The organism is Haloferax volcanii DS2, from assembly GCF_000025685.1.
GTDB lineage: Archaea > Halobacteriota > Halobacteria > Halobacteriales > Haloferacaceae > Haloferax > Haloferax volcanii.
The window spans coordinates 1,398,909-1,418,647 of sequence record NC_013967.1 but is presented as its reverse complement, the minus strand read 5'-3'; the positions used below and the strand labels follow the sequence as shown (position 1 = coordinate 1,418,647).

The following is a 19,739-nucleotide window of genomic DNA, read 5'->3' as shown; positions in this document are numbered from 1 at the left end:
CCCACATGGAGCGACACACGACTCGCACCCGACAGGCGTCTCGACAGCGACCAACAGGCCATCGGCAGCGGCCAGCAACCCGGCGACTGCACCCGCGAGCGCGGCGGGCCGCCCCTCGACGGCGGAGTGTCGCCCGTGTCTGAGTCCGACCCGGCGGCACGTCCCGCCGACGCGGACCAGACCCGCCGTTTTGATATATATCCGCGAGAAGGACGGGGTATGGAAGACATCGCAGACCAGTACACGCCGTCGGACGTGGAGTCCGTCGTCGGCGAGTACTGGGACGAGAACGACGCGTACGAGGCGACGAAGGAGGCACACGCCGACGACCCGTCGTTCTTCTTCGTCGACGGCCCGCCGTACACGTCCGGCCAGATGCACCTCGGCACGGCGTGGAACAAGACGCTGAAGGACGCCGTCATCCGGCACAAGCGCATGACGGGGCAGCAGGTCACGGACCGCCCCGGCTACGACATGCACGGCCTCCCCATCGAGGTCAAAGTCGAGGAGGAACTCGGCTTCACCTCGAAGCGCGACATCGAGGAGTTCGGCATGGAGCAGTTCATCCAGAAGTGCAAGGAGTTCGCCGTCCGCAACCGCGAGGCGATGGACGAGGACTTCCAGTCCATCGGCGCGTGGATGGACTGGGACAACCCCTACCAGACGCTGTCGCCCGAGTACATGGAGTCCGCGTGGTGGGCGTTCTCGAAGGTCGCCGAAAACGGACTCGTCGAACAGGGCAAGCGCAGCGTCAACTACTGCCCGCGCTGTCAGACCGCCATCGCGGCCAACGAGGTCGAGTACGACGAAATCACCTCGCCGTCCATCTACGTCAAGTTCCCCCTGAAGGGCCGCGAGGGCAACCTCGTCATCTGGACGACGACGCCGTGGACCATCCCCGCGAACACGTTCGTCGCCGTCGACGGCGAGATGACGTATCAGGAGGTCCGCGCCGAGAAGGACGGCGAGAGCGAAGTGCTCTACCTCGCCGAGCCCTGCGTCGAGGAGGTCCTGAAGAAGGGCCGCTACGAGGACTACGAGGTGCTCTCGGAGGTCACGGGCGAGGAGATGGTCGGCTGGGAGTACGACCACCCGCTCGACGGCGTGGTCGACGAGTACGCCGACTTCGAGGGCGCGGGACAGGTGTACACCGCCGACTACGTCGAGGCCGACCGCACGGGCCTCGTCCACTCCGCGCCCGGCCACGGGCAGGAGGACTTCGCCCGCGGGCAGGAACTCGGCCTCGACGTGTTCGTCCCCGTGGACGACAAAGGCGAGTTCACCGAGCAGGGCGGCGACTACGCGGGCACCTTCGTCCGCGACGCCAACCCGGAGGTCATCGAGGACCTCGACGAACTCGGCCACCTGCTCCACGCCGGCGAGCACGACCACCGCTACGGCCACTGTTGGCGCTGTGACACGGACATCATCTTCCTCGCCACCGACCAGTGGTTCATCACGGTCACCGACGTGAAAGAACAGCTCCTCGACAACATCGAGGAGTCCGAGTGGCACCCGCAGTGGGCCCGCGACAACCGCTTCCGCGACTTCGTGAGCGACGCGCCCGACTGGAACGTCTCCCGGCAGCGTTACTGGGGCATCCCGCTTCCCATCTGGGTTCCGCAGGACGCCGACGCCGAGGACGCACAGGAGATGATTGTCGTCGGCACGCGAGAGGAACTGGCCGAGCGCGCCGACCAGGATATCGACCCCGAGACGGTGGACCTCCACCGCCCCTCGGTGGACCCCATCACCATCACCGAAGACGGCGTCACCTACGAGCGCGTCCCCGACGTGTTCGACGTGTGGATAGACTCCTCGGTCGCCACGTGGGGCACGCTCGACTTCCCCGGCGAGACGGACGCCTACGACGAACTGTGGCCCGCCGACCTCATCATCGAGGCGCACGACCAGACCCGCGGCTGGTTCTGGTCGCAGCTCGGTATGGGCACCGCCGCGACCGGCGAGTCGCCGTACAAGGAGGTCATCATGCACGGCTTCGCCAACGACAAGGACGGCCGCAAGATGTCGAAGTCCGTCGGCAACATCGTGACGCCCGAGGAGGCCATCGACCGCGCCGGCCGCGACCCGCTTCGCGCCTACCTCCTCAGCCACGACCAGCAGGGCGTCGACCTCTCGTTCGAGTGGGACGGCCTCGCGGACACCCAGTCGACGCTCAACATCTTCTGGAACGTCTTCCGCTTCCCGCTTCCGTACATGGACCTCGACGGCTACGACCCCGCCGAGGCCGACCTCTCTGCGGGCGAACTCACCGTCGTCGACGAGTGGGTGCTCTCGCGGCTCCAGACCGTCGAGGCCGAGATGGCCGACGCGTGGGACGATTACGAGGTCTCCACCGCGCTCAACACGCTCCTCGACTTCATCACGAAGGACGTGTCGCGCTTCTACGTGAAGGCCATCCGCGAGCGCATGTGGGACGAGGAGGACTCGGCGTCGAAGCTCGGCGCGTACGCCACGCTCTCGACGGTGCTCTCGGAGTCCATCCGGCTCATCGCGCCCTACGCACCCTACATGGCCGAGCGGATGTACCAGCGGCTCGACGGCTCGGAGACGACCGTCCACATGCTGTCGTACCCCGAGGCCGACGAGGAGCTCCGAAACGAGGAACTGGAGGCCAACATGGCCGTCCTCCGCGACGTGGAGGAGGCCGCGGCGCACGCCCGCCAACTCGGCGGCCGCAAGCTCCGCTGGCCCGTCTCGCGAATCGTCGTCGAATCCGACGACGAGGACGTCGCCGAGGCGGTCGACGCCCTCTCGGACCTCCTCGCGGAGCGCGTGAACACCCGCGACGTGCAGGTCGTCGAGGTCTTCGACGAACTCGTCGAGACGGCCGAGCCGCAGATGAGCGTCATCGGGCCGGAGTTCGGCGCTGAGGCGCAAAAAATCATGGAGGCAGTCGAAGGCCTCTCGCGCGCCGAGGTCGAATCCGGCGTCGAGGTCGACGGCGAGACGTACGACCTCACCGACGAGATGGTCTCGTACCGCGCGGAACCGCCGAAACACGTCAGCGGTGCCGACTTCGAGGGCGGCACGGTCTACGTCGACACCGAACTCACCGACGACATCGAGTCCGAGGGCTACGCCCGCGACGTCATCCGCCGGATTCAGGAGATGCGCAAACAGCTCGACCTCGACGTGGAGGCCGAAATCGACGTGTCGCTCGGCGTCGACGACGAGCGCGTCGCCGGCTTCGTCGAGGAGAACAGCGACCTCATCGCCGAGGAGGTCCGCGCCCGCGAGTTCGACCTCGGAAGCGCCGAGGGCGAGACGGTCGAGACGTGGGACGTCGAAGACGTGTCGGTGACTATCGCGGTCACCCAACTCGACTGAGGCGGTCGCGCGTTTCCGTCCCTCCCCGGTCGCCGCCGGCGTTCGGCCGCCGCCGCGACCCGCGAAATGGAGGGTGCTTACCACCGATTTTTCGCAGACGGCGACCGCCTCGACTTCCGACTGACCAACACTTTTGGCCTCATCGAACGTGAGGGACGGTGAGTCATGAAAAAACTCATCAACGAACCCGGAGCGGTCGTAGACGAGATGCTCGACGGGATGGTCGCGGCGCACCCCGAACTGCGCCGGCTCGACGGCACGAACGTTCTCGTCCGCGACGACGCGCCGGCCGAGGGGAAGGTCGCGGTCGTCTCCGGCGGCGGGTCGGGCCACGAGCCGACGCACGCGGGCTATCTCGGCGAGGGGATGCTCGACGGCGCGGCGGCCGGTGAGGTCTTTACCTCCCCGACGGCCGACCAGTTGAACGAGATGATTCAGGCGACGGACGCGGGCGAGGGCGTCCTCTGCGTCGTCAAGAACTACGAGGGCGACGTGATGAACTTCGACACCGCCGCCGAGATGGCCGGCATGGAGGGCGTCGACGTCGAGCAGGTCGTCGTCAACGACGACGTGGCCGTCGAGGACTCGCTGTACACCTCGGGTCGCCGCGGCGTCGCGGGCACCATCTTCGTCCACAAGTGCGCGGGCGCGAAGGCCGCCGCGGGCGGCGACCTCGACGAGGTCACGGCGGTCGCGGAGAAGGTCGTCGACAACGTGCGGACGATGGGGATGGCGCTCACCTCCTGTGTCACCCCGGAGAAGGGCGAGCCGACGTTCGACCTCGGCGAGGACGAAATCGAACTCGGCATCGGCATCCACGGCGAGCCGGGCACCGAGCGCGCCGACGTCATGAGCGCCGACGAGATTACCGAACACCTGACCGAGAACGTCCTCGACGACCTCGACCTCGGCGAGGGCGAGGAGGTCGTGACGATGGTCAACGGCATGGGCGGCACGCCGCTGTCGGAGCTGTACATCGTCAACCGCAAGCTCCAGTCCATCCTCGACGACCGCGGCGTCGAGACGTGGGACGCGTGGGTCGGCGACTACATGACCTCGCTCGACATGATGGGCTGTTCGGTCTCCGTGCTCCGCGTCGACGACGAGTTGAAGGAACTGCTCGGCGCGCCCGCGGAGACGCCCGGCCTGACCGTCACCGAGTAAGCGACGCGCCGCGTCGTCGGTCGCAGCGAACTCGCGCCGACGACCCCCGACACGTCACCGATTTTTCGCGGCAGAACAGTCCCGCGGGACAAGGGATTAACCCCCGGCCGACGAAGGTCAGCCATGGCTGACGCAGAGACACAACGCGAAGCGGTGCTGGACGCGCTCGACAACGTCGCGGAGCGCCTCGCCGAGGAGAGGGAGTATCTCACGGACCTCGACTCCGCCATCGGCGACGCCGACCACGGCGCGAACATGGAACGCGGCTTCGGCAAGGCCGCCGACAAGCGCGAGGAGTTCGTCGAGATGGAGCCGAACGAGGTCGTCAAAAACGTCGGGACGACGCTCATCTCGAACGTCGGCGGGGCCTCCGGCCCCCTCTACGGCGGCTCTATCATGTTCGCTAGCCAAGAGCTCGAAGACGGCATCACCGCCGAGTCGTCGGTGGCGTTCGCCGAAGCGTACCTCGACAAGGTCAAGGACCGCGGCGGCGCGCAGGTCGGCGCGAAGACGATGGTCGACGCGCTCGTGCCCGCCGTCCACACCTACAAGAAGTCTATCGAGCAGGACGACCTCCCGCCGCTGGAAGCCCTCGCCAAGGCCGTCGACGCGGCCGAGCGCGGCGTCGCCTTCACCGTCCCCATCAAGGCGATGAAGGGCCGCGCGTCGTTCCTCGACTGGCGCTCGGTCGGCCATCAGGACCCCGGCGCGACGAGCACGCTGTTCATCCTCGAAGAGCTCCTCGAAACGGCCGAGGAGTACCTCGACGGCGAGGTCGACCGCGACGCGCGGGCCGAAGACGCGGTCGGGAGAGGCGAATGATTGGCCTCGTCGTCGTCTCGCACAGCGCGAAGGCGGCCGAGGGAATCGCGGAGGTCGCGGCGCAGATGGGCGGCGGCAACGCCCGCATCGTCCCCGCCGGCGGCGACGAAGACGGCATCGGAACCTCGCCGGACCGCATCCGCGAGGGCATCGAGGAGGCGGACGACGGCGACGGAGTCGTCGTCCTCGTCGACCTCGGCAGCGCCGTGATGAACGCGGAGCTCGCCATCGAGACGGCGATGGACTCCGAGGCGGTCATCGCGGACGCGCCGGTGCTGGAGGGGACGCTCAACGCGGCCGTCGAGACGACGAGCAAGAAGGCGACGCTCGACTCGGTCGTCGAGCGCGCCGAGGACGCCCGCGACTACCGGAAGCTGAACTGATCTGCGCTGAACCGGCCGAACTGAGTCGGTTCGTCGATTCGTGCCGGTAAAAGACCGCCGCGGGAGCGGCGGGCCGTCGGTTCTTATTCTTCGTCGCCGGCTTCGGGCGTCGAGAGCACTGCTTCGAGCGCGTCGAGCGCGGCCTCCGCGTCGTCGCCGTCGGCGACGAGGCGAATCTCCTCGCCGTGGCCGACGCCGAGGCCGGTGACGGCGAGCATGCTGGCGGCGGGGACGAGGTCGTCCTCGTCGGCCCGGCCGAGTTGGATGTCGGCGTCGAAGGAGTTCGCGGTCTCGACGAACTGGGAGGCGGGACGTGCGTGCAGGCCGTCTTTCGGGACGACGGTGACGATGCGTTCCATACGTCGGGTATCGACCGCGGAGCGTTATCGCTACCGGTTGCGGAACGCGGCGCAGAAAAATCGTGAACGACGGGTGCGGGGCCGGAGGCGTCCGGGTTTAGAGCCCGAGGTACGCCGAGTTCGGGATGACCCCGAGCAGGAACAGCACGCCGATGAGCAGCGAGTAGATGGTAATCGACATCGCCGGTGGGTCCACGTGCGTTCCGGAGTGCGCGTAGGCCACGCGCTGGGTGACCTCGCCGAGCAGCGCGCCGATGAGACCACCGACCGCGGCGGCGACGATGATGAGCGGTTCGCTCCCGCCGACCATCGGGGCGGCGACGGCTCCGAACGCCGACCCACCGAGAGTGATGTGGTGGGTGACGGGTATCTTCTCGACGCCGAGGTTCAAGAACAGCAGGCTGGCCGCGGAGATACCGTAGGCGAGGAAGAAGCTCTCCGTGATGAGCCACGTCCAGCCGCCGAGGATACCGGCTCCGAGACCGATGACAACGATGTTGACCCACTTGTACTGGTGGGGGAGCCACGGTTCGGTCGCGGGCCGGCCGCTCCCGTCGCCGCGCATCGTTCCCTTCTCGAACGGCGACATGTCGAGGAGGCCGCTGCCGGCGGGCGAGCCGATGAGCGGGTAGCCGAAGGCGATACGCGCGATGAACGCCGTCGTCATGACGGACAGTGCGACGCTGTCGAGCGGGAGGCCGATACCTCCCGCGATGCGGGAGATGAGGAGCCCGAGGACGCCGAAGAGGCCGCCGACTGCGAGGATGTCGGGCTGCGTGCCGAACGCGTACGTGATGTCCTTACCGAAGTGGTAGCCGCCCTCGCTGGGGTCCATGTCCGCGTACCGCTTGCCCGCGTAGGCACTGGCGGCGACGCCGCCGGCGAAGGCGATGTGCGGGCCGACGAACGGACCGAACCCGATACTGCCGGTGATACCCGTGCCGAGTTCGCCGGCGGTGACGAGGTCGGCACCTTCGAACTGTCGGATGACGATGCCCGCCGTCTCGCCGAGCAACACGACGAAGCCGGTGAAGATGAACGACGGCAGCGCGCCGAGCGCCGCGCCGAACATGCCGCCCGCGAACGCCGCGAGCAGGAGGACGATGAACCGCTCGGTACTGACGCCGATGACCGGAATCTGGAGTGCGAATGCTTCGAACACGTGTTATTCCTCCCGTGCCCAGTCGAGCGAGCGGTCGACGGCCTCTTTCCAGCGGCCGTAGCGGTGCTCGACGTTCTGTGGGTCTTTCGGGGCGAACTCGCGGTCGACCTGCCAGTTCTCGCGGAGTTCGTCGAGCGTCTCCCAGTAGCCGACGGCGAGGCCGGCGGCGTAGGCCGCGCCGAGGGCGGTCGTCTCGTCGACCTGCGGGCGGACGATTTCCGTGTCGAGGATGTTCGACTGGAGCTGACAGAGGAAGTTGTTCTTGACAGCGCCGCCGTCGACGCGGAGACTGGAGAGGTCGATTTCACTGTCGGACTCCATCGCCTCGGCCACGTCGCGCGTCTGGAACGCGATGGATTCGAGCGTCGCGCGGACGATGTGCTCGCGGCGGGTGCCGCGGGTCATACCGACGATGGTACCGCGGGCGCGCTGGTCCCAGTGGGGCGCACCGAGGCCCGTGAACGCGGGGACGAAGTAGACGCCGTCGGTGGATTCGACCGACCGAGCGAGCTTCTCGGACTCGGCGGCGTTGTCGATGAGCGTCATGTCTTCGAGCCACTCGATAGCCGCGCCCGTGATGAAGATGGAGCCTTCGAGGGCGTACTGGACCGGCTCACCGGAGCGCTGGAAGCCGACGGTAGTGAGGAGGCCGTGTTCGGACATGACCGCCTCGTCGCCGGTGTTCATCAGCATGAACGAGCCGGTGCCGTAGGTGTTCTTCGCGTCGCCGGCGTCGAAACAGGTCTGGCCGAACAGCGCGGCCTGCTGGTCACCGAGCGCGCCGGCGACGGGGACTTCCGCGCCGAGGAAGCCGTCGGCGTCGGTCGTGCCGTAGTAGTCGTCGTCGGACGACGGGCGGACCTCGGGGAGGAGTTCGCGCGGGACGTTGAACTCGTCGAGGAGTTCGTCGTCCCACTCCATGTCGTGGATGTTGAACAGCATGGTCCGCGACGCGTTCGTCACGTCCGTGATGTGGTTCCCCGTCAGATTGTAGATGAGCCACGTGTCGATGGTCCCGAAGGCGAGTTCGCCGTCGGCGGCGCGGTCTCGGATATCTTCGGGTCGGGAGCGCTGGAGCTTGATGGGGTCGGAGTTGTCCAGCAGCCACTCGGCTTTCGTCGCAGAGAAGTACGCGTCGGGTTCGAGCCCCGTCTTCGCGCGCACGTCGTCGGTCTTGCCCTCCGCTTCGAGCGTCTCGATGCGGTCGGTCGTCCGACGGTCCTGCCAGACGATGGCGTTGTGAATCGGCTGTCCGGTCTCACGGTCCCAGACGAGCGTCGTCTCGCGCTGGTTCGTGATGCCGATGGCTTCTAACTGCTCGGCGTCGAGCCCGGCGCTCGAAAGCGCCGCGTCGATGACCTGCTTCGTGTTGTCCCAAATCTCGTTTGCGTCGTGTTCGACCCAACCGGGCTCTGGGTAGATCTGTTCGTGCTTCTCGTAGGCGTTGGCGACCACCTTGCCGTCGTGGTCGAACACCATGAACCGCGTGCCTGTGGTACCTTGGTCGATGGCACCGACGTAAGTTTCTCCTGACATTTCTAACCAACCTCGATACGAACTCTCGGTGTGAGAGTCCTACCACTACAAACGTGTACAAATTATATGATAAATGTTTCTTTACTACTGCCCCGCATACTGTGGCGTTTATGATCGAGGTAGACGGCCTGTACCCACTGTATTCGGGAGTTTTATTTCATACGGACGCTTTTTCGACCGTTTTAACCAGCGGATCGGTCTGGCGAACAGAACGACCGCGTCCGCCGATTAACGGGAAAAAACGGCGATTAACCGGCAACAAAGTCCTCTAAACCGCCGCCGAACCGGCGCGCGCGCCGAGCGCGACGCGGCCCGAGTCCGAAGGCGGTCGAACGCGTCCCGTTCGTCAGTTGTGCGCGCGAGTCAGACCAGCGCCTCTTCGAGGAGTTGGAGCGGGTGCTTGATGTCGTAGCCCGTGCCGTGTTCCATCTGCATCGAGCAGGTGGGGCACTCGGTCATGCCGACGCTTCCCTGGGCGTGCTCCATGTGGTCGAACATGTCCGCGCCGATCTGCATCGACTTGTCGTACTTCTCTTCCTTCCAGCCGTAGGTGCCGGAGATGCCGGAACAGGAGTCGCCCACGTCCTCGACTTCGACGCCGTCGAGCTGGCGGAACAGCTCGACCGCCTGCCGGTCGAGGCCCTGATTGCGGCCGTGACACGGCGCGTGGTACGCGAACGCCTGGTCGTCGACCGAGGCCTCGCGAACCGCGCCTTCGAGGTCCTCGTGGATACGGAGGTACTCCAGCGCCTCGTAGGTGTGCGCCGAGAGGTCCTCGATGCCGTCGATGTCGAACAGTTCGGGGTACTCCTGGCGGAGCGACATCGAACAGGAGGTACACGACGCGATGATGTCGTAGCCCTCGGGGATGAGCCCCGCGAAGTTGTCGACGTTGATGCCGGCGGCGCGCTTGGCGTCGTCGAGCATCCCGTTTGCGAACATCGGCGTCCCGGAACAGCGCTGCTTGGGGACGACGACCTCGTAGCCGAACGACTCGAAGACGCGGACCATCGCCTTGCCCACCTCGGGCGTGTTGTAGTTGGAGTAACAGCCGTGGAAGTAGGCGACGCGCTTTTCGTCGGAGCGGACCTGCGGGCCGCCGCGTTCGTTCCACCACTCGCGGAACGTCTGGGTGGCGAACTCGGGGAAGTCGCGCTCGGCCGTGATGCCGAGCACTTTCTCGTTTATCCGCTGGACGACCGAGTTGCCCATGACGGCGTTCGCCAGCCGCGGGAACATGCTGCCCAACTGGGCGAGCGTGCCGTAGTTGGCGAGGATGCGGTTGCGGATGTACTCCCGCGAGAGCTTGTCCATCTGCTCGTCGACGTACTCGCCGCGGGCCGTGTTGTGCATCTGGCTGAGCGGGACGCCCGAGGGACAGGCGTCGTCACAGCGCATGCAGTTCGAACACGACATGATGGAGTCGTCGACGGCCTCGTCTTCCTTGCGCTTGAGCCGCCACTGCTCCGGTCCCTGGAACTTCGGCCCGGGGAACTCGTCGTCGACTTCCGCGACCGGGCAGGACACGTCGCAGGCGGTGCACTTGTAACAGTTGTCCGCGCCGGGACGGAGGTCCATATCGGTGCTGTCGGGGAACACCTCGACGGCCTCGAAGTCGTCTGTCTGTGCGTCGGGGGTCAAAGTCGGGTTGCCTGGGGATTCTGCGTCACTCATCTGGTTGCCTCCTCGCCCGCGAGTCGGCCGGCGACGGCACCCGTCGCCAAGGAGACGCCGCTCGCGGATTTCTCGCGCGCCACGTCGGCACCGCCGACGACGCCGCCCGCGGCGCGCAGGTTCTCGAAGTGCGGTTCGCCGTCTTCGTCGGTCGGTCGGAGTTCGTCGTCGGGGACGACGCCGAAGCGCGCGAACGCGTGGTCGCCGAACGCCTCGGGGTCGGACCAGTCGTAGCGGTCCTCGGGGTGCGGGACGTGACAGCCGAAGACGGGCTCTGTGACCGACTCTCGGTCGGAGTCGAGGCCCTTGCCGACGAGGCCGCCCGTCGCGAGGACGACCTGGTCGGCCGAGTAGGGCGTCGGTCGGCTCTTCTGGTCGACGACGACGGTCTCGACGCGGCCGGTGTCGGCCTCGAAGTCGACCGCCGGGTTGCCCGCGGAGATGCGGACGCCCGCCTCGTCGAGCGCGTCGAACAGGATGTCTTCGAGCTTGAGTCCGAGCAGGCTCGGCGGCCCGGTCGGCACCTCGAAGACGGGGACGCCGAGTCGGTCGGAAAGCTCCGCGCGGACGTCCTCGTCGTGGTCGTCGCCGAGCATCGCCGGGAAACCGACGCGCGACTCGCCGTCCAGTTCCTCGGCGACGGTGTCAGCGAGGACGGAGCGGACCGTGCCGCCGTCCACGTCCTCGTCGCGGTCGAGCGCCTTGGCGAACCGGGTCACCTTCGCGTCGGCGCGGAACCGCTTGGGGAACTCGACGGTGACGCCGCGGGCCGAAAACGGCACGCCGGCGGCCGCGAGGTGGTCGGCCGCGACGGGCGCGTCGAAGTCCGTGAGACCCGCGAAGCCGACGAGCAGCGTGTCGCCCGACGAACTGGCGAGGCCGGGCGCGACCGACGCGGGATACCGAGCGGTCGGCTTCACCGCACCGCCGTGGGTCATCACGAGCGCGTTCGAGTCCGTGTGGCCGCCGCGGTAGGCGTCGCCGACCGCCTCGTCGAAGATGCGGAGGCCGGCGCGGACGCCGTCCTCGCCGACGACGTGGTAGGGGTGACCCTCCGGGAGCGCGTCGAGGCCGGCGTAGGGGTCCGAGAGGGGACCGTCGCCGCCGGCGTAGCCGAGCACGTCCACGAGGCCGCTGGCCTGTCGGAGCGTGCTCTTCTTGTGGGCGAGCAGGCGCACGCGAGCGCCCGTCTCCGCGGCCGAGAGCGCGGCCGTGCAGGCGGCGATGCCGCCGCCGATGACGAGCACGTCGTCAGTTATCGCCATCTGCACCTCCGAGCGCGTCGTCGTCCGCGCGGTCCGCGGCCCGTTCGCGGCCGCCGTCTGCCACCGCGCCGCCGGACGCGACGCCGTCGTCGAAGGCGGCGAAGTCGATGTCGGCGTCGGCCGCGGCGGGGTCCTCGTCGCGGTTCATCGTCGCCGCGTGGAGCATGTGCTTCAGCGCGGTCTGGGAGAGCTGCGTGCCCCACATGGCGTGGCGCTCGCCCTTCCAGCGCTCCTGATAGAGGTCGTCGAGGGAGGCGCGGACGGTCTTTTCGTCGTACTCGGGCGCGAGTTCGTTCGCCATCCGGTGACAGCAAATCGCGCCCTGACAGTTGCCCATCGAGGCGCGCGTCTGGATGCGCACGGAGTTGAGGTCCGTGCCCGCGGTGTCGAGGGCGTCCTGAATCTCCGCGCGGGTGACGGCCTCGCACTCGCAGACGACCGGGTTGGGGTCGACGCTGTTGAGGACTTCGTCGGCGCGCGAGCCGAGGCGCTGGGCCGACCGGCGGCCGATGGGCGACCGCAGGCCGAAGTCGTCCATGTAGTCGCGGAGGACGGTGAAGTCCTCGCTGCCCGGTAGCGGCTCGTCGGCGGTGCGGCACTCGGCGTCGACGCCGAGCTTCTCGCAGACGTGGTCAGAAATCTGTTCGGCCATCATCCGGTAGGTCGTGAGCTTGCCGCCGACGATGCTCGTCATGCCCGGCAGGTCGTCGCGGTCAGCGTGGTCGAGCAGGAAGAACTCGCGGGTGATGTCCGTCGGGTCCTCCGTGCCGGTGCCCGGCGGCTCGTACAGCGGGCGGACGCCCCAGAAGGAGCGAATCGTCCGCGCGTCGGCCAGCATGGGCACGAGCTCCGAGAGCGTCTCTATCATCAGGTCGACTTCCCAGCCCTCCTCGGGGTAGTCCTCGGGGTCTTCGACTTCCTCGTCGGTCGTCCCGAGGATGCACGTCGTCTCGTGGGGGACGATGATGTCGGCGTCGCCCTTCGGCCGGCAGCGGTTGACGACCGTGTCCACCTGCCGGGTGTTCATGATGGTCATGACGCCCTTCGACGGGCGGACCTCCACGTTGACGCCCGCGAAGTCACCGATTTGGCCGGCCCACGCGCCCGTCGCGTTGACGACGTAGTCGGCGCGGATTTCCTCGACCTCGCCGGGTTCGCCGTGGACGTACGGGCCGGTGCCGGTCTGGTGGGTGACCTCGACGCCGACGACCTCGCCGCCCTCGACGAGCACGTCCGTGACCTCGGAGTGCGTCTCGATGCGCGCGCCGTGTTCGACGGCGCTCGCGGCGTTCGCCACGCAGAGGCGGAACGGGTCGACCGCGCCGTCGGGGACCTTGATGGCGCGCTTGATGTCCTTCGCGAGGTACGGCTCTATCTCGCGGGCTTCCTCGGCGGACAGGACTTCGGCCGGAATACCGCACTCGCGGCAGCCCTCCAGTTTCTTCTCGAAGTACTCGTCGGAGTCCTCGGGGCGCTGAACGAACAGCCCGCCCGTCATCTCGACGCAGTGGCCCGCGATACGCCGCAGGACGCGGTTCTCTTCGATACACTCCTTGGCGGACGGCTGGTCCGACACCGCGTACCGGCCCCCGCTGTGGAGGAGTCCGTGCATCCGCCCCGTCGTCCCGTGTGTGAGGTTCCCCTTCTCGACGAGGGTCACGTCCAGCCCGCGCATCGCGAGGTCGCGCGCGATGCCCGTGCCGGTCGACCCCCCGCCAATGACGAGGACGCTCGGCGATTTTTTCATCTGTCTTTCGTGAGGTAGGACCGACGGCACTTTATTTTACCTTCACTCGTCTCGCACCCCGTTCGTCTCACAGAACGGACCACTTCACAGACCGGAATGCCATCGTAGTGGTCGTAGAATACCGTATCTCGGCGTTTCTACGCCGAATCAAAACGACGGCAATAATTCAAAACCATTGTTACTATTAGTTACGGTTGCTTCGATCTCGGTGGGCGTCACGAATCTCTCAACTGCCTTTGAAGCGCTCCGGACGGCCGATTATAGTGTTTCGTGTTCTCATTCAACACGGTGGCTGTCGGTAGTGGTCGGTTTTTACGCGTGCGCCGGATACCGTCAGCCACGGAACGTTCCACGCCATGCGCCTCGAAGACAGAATCACCAGGCGGCGTCGACGCGGCGGGAAGAGACGGCGGCTCGTCCGAGACCTGAGCGCGCTCGACCCGACGGCTCACCCCCGAGAGCCGACCGGCCGCGGTCCGACGCTCGAACGCATTCTCGACCATCTCGACCCGGTGTTCGACGGCGAGTTGCCGCCCGACGCTCACGTCCACGGGCCGAAGGGCGTCGGGAAGTCGGCGGTCGTCGCGGCGCTGTTCGAGCACCTCGCCAGCGCCCTCCCCGCCCGACGGTCGGTCATCCACACCGCGACGCGGACCGCCGCCACGCCGACGACCTCGTTCGCCTACGTCGACGCTCGGGACGCTCCGACCGAGTTCGCGCTCCTTCACGCGGCGCTCGAAACGCTCTCGAAGGAGCCGGTGCCCTCGCAGGGCGTCGGCGTCGAGGCGCTCCGCGAGCGGCTCACGGCGCGGGTCGCCCACGACGAACACGCGGTCGTCGCCGTCGACCACGTCGGCGAGCCGGAGACCGTCTCCGCGGCGACGGCGGTCGAGACGCTTTCTTCGGTGTCGCCGCACGTCTCGGTGCTCACCGTCGGCCGTGACCCGCGGAGCGACGCGACCGAAGCCGGTGATGACGACGACGCAACCGACGTAACCGACGCGGCGTCCATCGCCGTCTCGGCCTACGAGCGCCACAGCCTCGTCGATATCCTCGTCGCGCGCGCGTCGGACGGCGTCGCCCGCAGCGCGCTCCCGCACGTGGCGACGCGCGAGGTGGCCGAGTGGGCCGACGGCGACGCCCACGACGCGCTGTCGGCGCTCTACGGGGCGGCGACGCTCGCCGCGGCCGACGGCGCGGACACAATCGATACCGAGTACGTCTGCGCCGGCATCGACGCCGTCCCCGACGACGGCTGTTCGCTCGGCCGCGTGTTCGCGCTCCCAGAGAGCCGCCGGCGCGTCCTCCGGGCGTTCGTCGCGCTCGACGACGAGGAGACGGCCTCGGTCTCGACGGCAACCGAGCACATCGCCGCGTCGCCGCGGGTGTCGCTGTCGCCGGCGACCGTCCGGCGCGTCCTCTACGAGCTTTCGGACCTCGGCATCGTGCGCCGGGTTTCGGACTCCGACTCCACCGACGGCCCGGGCAGACCGGCGACGCGACCCGTCCCGAACTTCTCGACGCTGGCGTTCCGCGGGCTGGACGACGCCGAGCGCTGAGGCGTAGGCGCTCGCCGCCACGAGCTCGTCGTCGGCGTCGAGAGCGCAGGCCGCGGCGCGGTTCTCCCCGACCGCTGAACCTTTTTCCCCCGTCGCCCAACTCCGGGTATGGTTCCGCCGCTCGTACTCGACATCGACGGGACGCTCACCGACGCGGACGGACATCTCGACCCCCGCGCGTTCGAGGTGCTCCCGGCGTGGGACGCGCCCGTCATCCTCGCCACCGGCAAGGCGTTTCCGTACCCGGTCTCGCTGTGTCACTATCTCGGCCTCCCACAGACCGTCATCGCGGAGAACGGCGGGGTCGTCCTCGCAGACGGCGAGGTGACGTTCACCGGCGACCGCGAGGCCGCGCAGGCCGCCGCCGACGAGTTCGTCGCCCGCGGCGGCGACCTCGGCTGGGACGCCGCGGACACCGCGAACCGCTGGCGCGAGACCGAAATCATCGCCCGTCTCAACGCCGACGAGGCGCTCCTCCGGGCAGTCGCAGACGAGTTCGACGTCGAAGTCATCGACACCGGCTTCGCCTACCACATCAAGACGCCGGGAGTCGAGAAGGGCGTCGGCCTCGAACGCGTCTGCGAGACGATGGACTACGACCCCGAGGACTTCGTCGCCGTCGGCGACAGCGTCAACGACGCCTCGACGTTCCGGGTCGCCGGGCGGTCGTACGCAGTCGCCAACGCGGACGACGTAGCCAAGGAGGCCGCCGACACGGTGCTCGACCGGTCGTACATGGACGGCACGCTGTCGGTGCTCGACTCGCTCCGGGAAGAAGACGCGGCGTAACCGCCGACCGCGCGCCGCTCGTCGGCGTCTCAGGCCGGTTCCTCGAAGGGAGCGAAGCGGCCGTTGATGTCCCACTCGTGGATGCAGTAGGGGCTTCCGACCCGTTTCTCGCCGTCCGTCTCGGCGACGAGCCACGTCGCGGCGTCGTCGTCCCAGCGTTCCACCCGACCGCAGCGCTCGCAGGCGCGTCGCGTCGGCCGTCGAAGTTGGGGTTCCATACCTGTGAGACCGACTGCCGGGCAAAAAAGCCCATCGCCGTCGGCAGTTTCGCGGGCGGTCGCTCGGACTCGCGCCGACTCGCGCCGACCCGCTTCGACCCGGTGGCGGACTGACTCACCGGCGGCTATGCACGAGACAAACACGACTCGGGGAGGAACCGATGGGACTTACGGCTCGGGACGCGGAGTGAATCGCATGGGCTTTCACACCTTCGACGCCGACAGGGCGGCGAAACTGGACGACCCCGCGAGATTCCGGTTCGTCTCGCGGGAGGAACTGCTCTCGCACCTCGGCGTCGCGCCCGAACGCGTCGTCGCCGACCTCGGAAGCGGCACCGGTTTTTTCACCGACGAGGTCGCCCCGCACGTCGGCACGCTCTACGCAGTCGACGTGCAGGCGGTCATGCACGACTACTACCGCGAGAAGGGCGCGCCCGACAACGTCGAGTTCGTCACGGCCGACGTGGCGTCGCTCCCGTTCGACGACGACCACCTCGACGCCGCCTTCTCGACGATGACCTACCACGAGTTCGCCACCGACGAGGCGCTCGCCGAACTCGCTCGCGTCGTCCGTCCCGGCGGCACCGTGGTCGTGGTCGACTGGTCCACATCCGGCTCGGGCGAAGACGGCCCGCCGCGAGACGAGCGATTCGGCCTCGGCGACGCCGTCTCCGCGCTCGAAGCGGCCGGCTTCACCGTCACCCACGGCGAGACCCGACGCGAGACGTTCGTCTGCGTCGCCCGGCGCTGACGCGAACGAACCCGTGAAGTGACCCCGTTAGAATTGAACAGTGAGCCGTGCCGAAGTTGATTCGCTTCTCGTTCGAGTGTCCATGCCGGCGTAGAATATTAATGTACTAGAGTAATTTGGTGAATATCAGGACAACGCTTACCACGAAATCCATGGTATAGTATATCATGGTGTTACATAACTCAGTCATCGACGACTATCACCCGACCGAGGGGTATTACGAGTGTCGTTCCTGTCGGACTCGGACCGTCAGCGCGAGCCACCTGTCGGAGTGTCCCGACTGCGGCGGGTCGGTTCGAAACATCGCCGTCGCCCGCGAGTGAGGCGCGAGTCGCGCGATTCCGCACGTCATCGATTCGGACGACTGACCGACTTCCTTCTCACGGGGCGTCGGAGCACCCCGCTTCGACGCGCCGCTCCGATGCGCGCTCACGACTCGATGACGTCCGTGTACCGGTCGACGAGTAGGACGACCGCCGCGCCGACGACCGCGGCCACGGCGAACGCGGCGTAGAGCTCCGTCGTCCACGACCGTCCCGCGTCGACGAGCGCGGCGGTGCTCTCCACCACGGGCGCGCGGAGCGCGCCGACGATGAGGCTCACGAGGAACGCCAGCGTCGCCCGGCGGTAGTGTTCGAGCGCCCAGCGGACGACGTGCGCGATGCTGAACAGGCCGACGACGGCTCCGACCATGAACGTGACGACGACCGTCCCCGGTTCGACGACGACCGACAGCGGTGCGCCGCCGGCGACGTCGAGGAGGCTGTCGATGAACGCGTTGAGCGCCGCGTTCATGTACTCGTACTGCCCGAGAATCAACAGGATGAGCGACCCGGAGACGCCGGGGAGAATCATCGCGCTGACGGCGATGCCGCCGGCGACCGCAATCGCGGGCAGCGAGTGTCCGAACGCGCCGCCGCTCCCGCCCGAGGCGACGAACGCGAGGCCGAACCCGGCGACGGCCACCGCGATTTGACGCGGGCCGTCGAGCGAGACTTGGGCGTACAGCACGACCGCCGACGCGGCGATGAGCCCGAAGAAAAAGCCGTAGGTGGGCACCGGCGCGTCGTTGAGCGCGATGTGGAGCACGCGCATCACGGTCACGATTGCGGTGGCGATACCCGCGCCGAGGGCGAGCAGGAAGCCGACGTCGACTTCGCGCATCGCCGCGACCGCGTCGGCCCGGCGTCCGGGAACGACGACGCCGAGGGCGCGCTTGATTCGGCCGGGTGTGATGGCCGTCACCGCGCTGATGAGTCGCTCGTAGATACCCGTGATAAGCGCGATTGTGCCGCCCGAGACGCCCGGCACGGCGTCGGCGGCACCCATGCAGACGCCCTTCAGGTAGATGAGAAGCCACGAGAGCCGGGGAGCGTCCCCGTCTGAGTTCCTCGACATTTCGTTGTCGGACCCTCTCTCGGGGAGGATATCAGTCCACCGCTACGTGATTCCGGCTGTTTCCTCAGTGAACTACGGGACTCGGAAAGAATCAAACCACCTGGCATTCACAACTCTACCAATGGAACTCAGTATCATCGGGAGTGGGTACGTCGGCACGACTATCGCGGCGTGCTTCGCTGAACTCGGACACGACGTCGTCAACGTGGACATCGACGAAGACATCGTCGCCTCACTCAACGATGGGCAGGCCCCGATTCACGAGCCCGGACTGGCCGAGCTCGTCGAACGGTACGCGGGAGACCGACTCCGAGCGACGACCGACTACGACGAGATTCTCGACACGGACGCGACGTTCCTCGCCCTGCCGACCCCGTCGACCGACGACGGCAGCATCGACCTCGGCGCGATGAAAACCGCGGCGACCTCGCTCGGTGAGACGCTGGCCCGGAAGGACGATTCGCACCTCGTCGTCACCAAGAGCACGGTCGTTCCGCGGACGACGGTCGACGTCATCGGGCCGCGAATCGAAGAGGCCTCGGGGAAACGCGTCGGCGACGGGCTCGATATCGCGATGAACCCCGAGTTCCTCCGCGAAGGCACCGCCGTCGACGACTTCCTTTCGCCGGACAAAATCGTCCTCGGCGCGCAGACCGACCGGGCGTACGAGACGCTAGCCGAGATTTTCGCCCCGCTCGTCGAACGCGCCGGGAACCCACCCGTCGTCAAGACCGGCATCAGCGAAGCCGAGATGATAAAGTACGCCAACAACGCCTTCCTCGCGTCGAAGATTAGCCTCGCCAACGACCTCGCGAACATCTGCAAGGTGTTCGGCGTCGACTCCGCGGAAGTGTTGGAGAGCATCGGCCTCGACTCCCGTATCGGGTCGGCGTTCCTCGGTGCGGGTCTCGGCTGGGGCGGGTCGTGTTTCCCGAAGGACACGGCCGCCATCATCGCCGCCGCCCGCGCTCAAGGCTACGAACCGCGTCTGTTGCAGGCCGCCGTCGACGTCAACGACGGCCAACCGGAGCGTATGCTCGACCTCCTCCGCGAGCGATTCGACCTCGACGGCAAGCGCGTCGCCGTGCTCGGACTCGCGTTCAAGCCCGGCACCGACGACATCCGGAAATCCCGCGCGATTTTACTCATTCAGGCGCTCCTCGACGCAGGGGCCGACGTCGTCGGCTACGACCCCGTCGCCACCGAGAACATGCGGGAGCGGTTCCCCGACATCGACTACGCCGACTCCGCCGCCGACGCGCTCGCAAACGCCGACGCGGCGCTCGTCGCAACCGACTGGGACGAGTTCGCGGCGCTCGACGACGAGTTCGACGCCATGCGCGAGCGCATCGTCATCGACGGCCGCCGCATCGTCACCCGCCGCGAGGGTCTCGACTACGAGTCGCTCGTCTGAGCCGGAACCGGAGTCGGAGCCGGACCGGAACCGAAGCCGAGGACTGCTTCCGAGCGGCTTTCGCTCGGCACTCGCTTTTCGACCGTCGGCGGTTGTTCTGAACTGCGTGTGGAAAATGAAACTGCGACCGCGAGAGTCGTCGCCGTC

Annotated in this window: 17 protein-coding genes; 9 read left to right on the top strand and 8 right to left on the bottom strand. The window is 67.5% G+C overall.

All coding sequences use genetic code 11. The features are described from left to right. The first annotated feature begins 219 nt into the window (after positions 1-219). The 4 genes from ileS (at position 220) to dhaM (ending at position 5,720) form a co-directional block, all read left to right on the top strand. Entirely contained in the window at positions 220-3,351 is a 3,132-nt protein-coding gene (gene ileS / locus HVO_RS12130; protein ID WP_004041425.1) for an isoleucine--tRNA ligase, read from the top strand. A 165-nt stretch (positions 3,352-3,516) separates the two neighbouring features. Continuing rightward, on the top strand, positions 3,517-4,515 hold the full coding sequence (gene dhaK / locus HVO_RS12125; protein WP_004041424.1) for a dihydroxyacetone kinase subunit DhaK: 999 nt from the start codon (positions 3,517-3,519) through the stop codon (positions 4,513-4,515). Between the two features lie 123 nt (positions 4,516-4,638). Next, positions 4,639-5,337, top strand: a complete 699-nt coding sequence (dhaL, locus tag HVO_RS12120; protein WP_004041423.1) for a dihydroxyacetone kinase subunit DhaL — start codon at positions 4,639-4,641, stop codon at positions 5,335-5,337. Beyond that, positions 5,334-5,720 (top strand): dihydroxyacetone kinase phosphoryl donor subunit DhaM, encoded by a 387-nt coding sequence (dhaM, locus tag HVO_RS12115; protein WP_004041422.1) that lies wholly within the window; start codon positions 5,334-5,336, stop codon positions 5,718-5,720. The genes dhaL and dhaM overlap by 4 nt, the downstream gene beginning before the upstream one ends. A gap of 83 nt (positions 5,721-5,803) precedes the next feature. Here the strand turns inward: dhaM and ptsH1 are convergent, their stop codons facing one another. The 6 genes from ptsH1 to glpA form a co-directional block, all read right to left on the bottom strand. After that, on the bottom strand, positions 5,804-6,079 hold the full coding sequence (gene ptsH1, locus HVO_RS12110; protein WP_004041421.1) for a phosphocarrier protein HPr: 276 nt from the start codon (positions 6,077-6,079) through the stop codon (positions 5,804-5,806). A gap of 97 nt (positions 6,080-6,176) precedes the next feature. After that, positions 6,177-7,241 carry a hypothetical protein gene (locus tag HVO_RS12105; protein WP_004041420.1) on the bottom strand — a complete coding sequence of 355 codons (1,065 nt, stop codon included), beginning with the start codon at positions 7,239-7,241 and terminating at the stop codon, positions 6,177-6,179. A gap of 3 nt (positions 7,242-7,244) precedes the next feature. Then, positions 7,245-8,777: a glycerol kinase GlpK gene (gene glpK / locus HVO_RS12100; RefSeq protein ID WP_004041419.1), complete on the bottom strand. Its 1,533-nt coding sequence runs from the start codon at positions 8,775-8,777 to the stop codon at positions 7,245-7,247. A gap of 363 nt (positions 8,778-9,140) precedes the next feature. After that, a complete protein-coding gene (locus HVO_RS12095; protein ID WP_013035640.1) occupies positions 9,141-10,451 on the bottom strand; it encodes an anaerobic glycerol-3-phosphate dehydrogenase subunit C in 1,311 nt (436 codons plus the stop codon). Then, on the bottom strand, positions 10,448-11,716 hold the full coding sequence (glpB, locus tag HVO_RS12090; RefSeq protein ID WP_013035543.1) for a glycerol-3-phosphate dehydrogenase subunit GlpB: 1,269 nt from the start codon (positions 11,714-11,716) through the stop codon (positions 10,448-10,450). The genes HVO_RS12095 and glpB overlap by 4 nt, the downstream gene beginning before the upstream one ends. Beyond that, positions 11,703-13,463 carry an anaerobic glycerol-3-phosphate dehydrogenase subunit GlpA gene (gene glpA / locus HVO_RS12085; RefSeq protein WP_013035654.1) on the bottom strand — a complete coding sequence of 587 codons (1,761 nt, stop codon included), beginning with the start codon at positions 13,461-13,463 and terminating at the stop codon, positions 11,703-11,705. Before glpA ends, glpB begins: the two co-directional genes overlap by 14 nt. Before the next feature lie 356 nt (positions 13,464-13,819). Between glpA and HVO_RS12080 the strand changes: the two genes are divergently transcribed. Both HVO_RS12080 and HVO_RS12075 read left to right on the top strand, forming a co-directional pair. Further along, complete coding sequence (locus HVO_RS12080; RefSeq protein ID WP_004041415.1) at positions 13,820-15,022, top strand: Cdc6/Cdc18 family protein; 1,203 nt, start codon at positions 13,820-13,822, stop codon at positions 15,020-15,022. Between the two features lie 108 nt (positions 15,023-15,130). After that, complete coding sequence (locus tag HVO_RS12075; RefSeq protein WP_004041414.1) at positions 15,131-15,811, top strand: phosphoglycolate phosphatase; 681 nt, start codon at positions 15,131-15,133, stop codon at positions 15,809-15,811. Between the two features lie 29 nt (positions 15,812-15,840). On the opposite strand, the gene HVO_RS12070 is transcribed toward HVO_RS12075, so the two are convergent. Continuing rightward, the gene (locus HVO_RS12070) at positions 15,841-16,029 is read right to left on the bottom strand and encodes an HEWD family protein (RefSeq protein ID WP_013035288.1); all 189 of its coding nucleotides are present in this window, start codon (positions 16,027-16,029) and stop codon (positions 15,841-15,843) included. 196 nt (positions 16,030-16,225) lie between these two features. Here HVO_RS12070 and HVO_RS12065 point away from each other — a divergent pair, with 196 nt between their 5' ends. Continuing rightward, positions 16,226-16,780 (top strand): class I SAM-dependent methyltransferase, encoded by a 555-nt coding sequence (locus HVO_RS12065; protein ID WP_004041412.1) that lies wholly within the window; start codon positions 16,226-16,228, stop codon positions 16,778-16,780. A 167-nt stretch (positions 16,781-16,947) separates the two neighbouring features. Further along, positions 16,948-17,103, top strand: coding sequence for a rubrerythrin-like domain-containing protein (locus tag HVO_RS20570; RefSeq protein WP_004041411.1), 156 nt, complete (start codon positions 16,948-16,950; stop codon positions 17,101-17,103). A 106-nt stretch (positions 17,104-17,209) separates the two neighbouring features. Here the strand turns inward: HVO_RS20570 and HVO_RS12060 are convergent, their stop codons facing one another. Next, entirely contained in the window at positions 17,210-18,178 is a 969-nt protein-coding gene (locus HVO_RS12060; protein WP_004041410.1) for a DUF368 domain-containing protein, read from the bottom strand. A 121-nt stretch (positions 18,179-18,299) separates the two neighbouring features. Between HVO_RS12060 and aglM the strand changes: the two genes are divergently transcribed. Beyond that, positions 18,300-19,592, top strand: coding sequence for a UDP-glucose 6-dehydrogenase AglM (aglM, locus tag HVO_RS12055; protein WP_004041409.1), 1,293 nt, complete (start codon positions 18,300-18,302; stop codon positions 19,590-19,592). Positions 19,593-19,739 lie beyond the last annotated feature (147 nt).

Coding starts and splice junctions, on each gene's coding strand:
- ileS (WP_004041425.1), top strand. CDS start 220: ATGGAAGACATCGCAGACCAGTACACGCCGTCGGACGTGGAGTCCGTC.
- dhaK (WP_004041424.1), top strand. CDS start 3,517: ATGAAAAAACTCATCAACGAACCCGGAGCGGTCGTAGACGAGATGCTC.
- dhaL (WP_004041423.1), top strand. CDS start 4,639: ATGGCTGACGCAGAGACACAACGCGAAGCGGTGCTGGACGCGCTCGAC.
- dhaM (WP_004041422.1), top strand. CDS start 5,334: ATGATTGGCCTCGTCGTCGTCTCGCACAGCGCGAAGGCGGCCGAGGGA.
- ptsH1 (WP_004041421.1), bottom strand. CDS start 6,079: ATGGAACGCATCGTCACCGTCGTCCCGAAAGACGGCCTGCACGCACGT.
- glpK (WP_004041419.1), bottom strand. CDS start 8,777: ATGTCAGGAGAAACTTACGTCGGTGCCATCGACCAAGGTACCACAGGC.
- HVO_RS12095 (WP_013035640.1), bottom strand. CDS start 10,451: ATGAGTGACGCAGAATCCCCAGGCAACCCGACTTTGACCCCCGACGCA.
- glpB (WP_013035543.1), bottom strand. CDS start 11,716: ATGGCGATAACTGACGACGTGCTCGTCATCGGCGGCGGCATCGCCGCC.
- glpA (WP_013035654.1), bottom strand. CDS start 13,463: ATGAAAAAATCGCCGAGCGTCCTCGTCATTGGCGGGGGGTCGACCGGC.
- HVO_RS12080 (WP_004041415.1), top strand. CDS start 13,820: ATGCGCCTCGAAGACAGAATCACCAGGCGGCGTCGACGCGGCGGGAAG.
- HVO_RS12075 (WP_004041414.1), top strand. CDS start 15,131: ATGGTTCCGCCGCTCGTACTCGACATCGACGGGACGCTCACCGACGCG.
- HVO_RS12070 (WP_013035288.1), bottom strand. CDS start 16,029: ATGGAACCCCAACTTCGACGGCCGACGCGACGCGCCTGCGAGCGCTGC.
- HVO_RS12065 (WP_004041412.1), top strand. CDS start 16,226: ATGGGCTTTCACACCTTCGACGCCGACAGGGCGGCGAAACTGGACGAC.
- HVO_RS20570 (WP_004041411.1), top strand. CDS start 16,948: ATGGTGTTACATAACTCAGTCATCGACGACTATCACCCGACCGAGGGG.
- HVO_RS12060 (WP_004041410.1), bottom strand. CDS start 18,178: ATGTCGAGGAACTCAGACGGGGACGCTCCCCGGCTCTCGTGGCTTCTC.
- aglM (WP_004041409.1), top strand. CDS start 18,300: ATGGAACTCAGTATCATCGGGAGTGGGTACGTCGGCACGACTATCGCG.